Source organism: Burkholderia sp. Bp8998, from assembly GCF_003854235.1.
Classification (GTDB): Bacteria; Pseudomonadota; Gammaproteobacteria; order Burkholderiales; family Burkholderiaceae; genus Burkholderia.
Genome location: NZ_QTQF01000138.1, coordinates 1 through 1,154 on the forward strand (window position 1 = coordinate 1; position 1,154 = coordinate 1,154).

Annotated in this window: 1 protein-coding gene; it reads right to left on the minus strand. The window is 60.3% G+C overall.

Annotated elements, in window-relative coordinates; translation table 11 throughout:
• Positions 1-117 precede the first annotated feature (117 nt).
• Positions 118-1,128: a TRAP transporter substrate-binding protein gene (locus DIE06_RS37785; protein ID WP_124665742.1), complete on the minus strand. Its 1,011-nt coding sequence runs from the start codon at positions 1,126-1,128 to the stop codon at positions 118-120.
• Between the last annotated feature and the right edge of the window lie 26 nt (positions 1,129-1,154).

Below are 1,154 nucleotides of genomic sequence, written 5' to 3' on the forward strand. Positions count from 1 at the left end.
GACCAAAAGGAATGCACCGATCCAGGAGACGGCGGAGGCAAGGACGCGCTCGATCGTCGGGCAGCGGGACTGCGAGTTGGACAGAGCGGTGGTGGCGGAGTGGTTCATAGTGCCTCCTTACAGACGACCGGCAACGGCCTCTAGTTGGGCCCATCCTGCGGCGGGGAACTTGCTTTTCCACTGGGTGTAGTAGCCGGCGGCGCGAAGCTTGTCTTGGAAGTCGGTGGTTTTCGGCGTAGTGAACTGCATACCCTTGCCGACCAGTAGCTGTTGCGATGAGGCGTTGAATTTGACCAGGTCCTGCCGCTCTGCCACGGCGGCGTCATTCAGATGCTTTCTGACGACGCTTTGTACGTCGGGCGGCAAGGCGTCGAAGTTGTTGCGGTTCGCGAGAATCCAGAATCCATCCCACATGTGGTTCGTGAGAGAGCAGTACTTCTGCACTTCGTAGAGCCTGAAACTGGACACGACCGCGAGCGGGTTCTCCTGCGCATCGACGATCTTGGTCTGGAGCGAGGAGTAGAGCTCGTTGGCGGTGATGGTGGTGGGCAGGGCATCAAGCGCCTTGAAGAGGGAGACCCACATCGAGGATGGGGGGACGCGAATCTTCATGCCCTGGAGGTCCTTGGGGGTCGCAACGGGGCGATTGGAGCTGGTGATCTGGCGGAAGCCGTTGTCCCAGACTTTCTCGAACGCGAACAGGGAGCGCGTCTTATCGATTTCGGCACGGATGAAGGCACCAAGATTGCCGTCCATGGCTTTCCAGACGGCGTCATAGCTTTTGAACGCGAAGCCGACGCCGCTGATTGCCGCGGCGGGCACCAGAGTTGACAGCACGACGCCGGAGAGCGCGAAGAAGTCGGTTGCGCCGGATCGCACCTGACCGAGGACGTCGGTTTGAGCGCCCAATTGGTCGGACGGGAACACCTGCAGCTCGAAGCGGCCTTTCGTATCGGCCTTGATCTTTGCGGCGGCCTCGGTCAGCCGAATGTGCAAGGGGTGCGTGGTCGGAGTGCTGTGGGCGATCTTGTAAGTGAACTCTGCTGCGTGGGCGCTGCGAAAGACGGGCAGTGTAGAGGCGGCGAGCGCACCCAGAGAGAGGTCCTTCACGAACTGACGTCGATTCATGCTCTGTCTCCTATTTTAAGATGGTC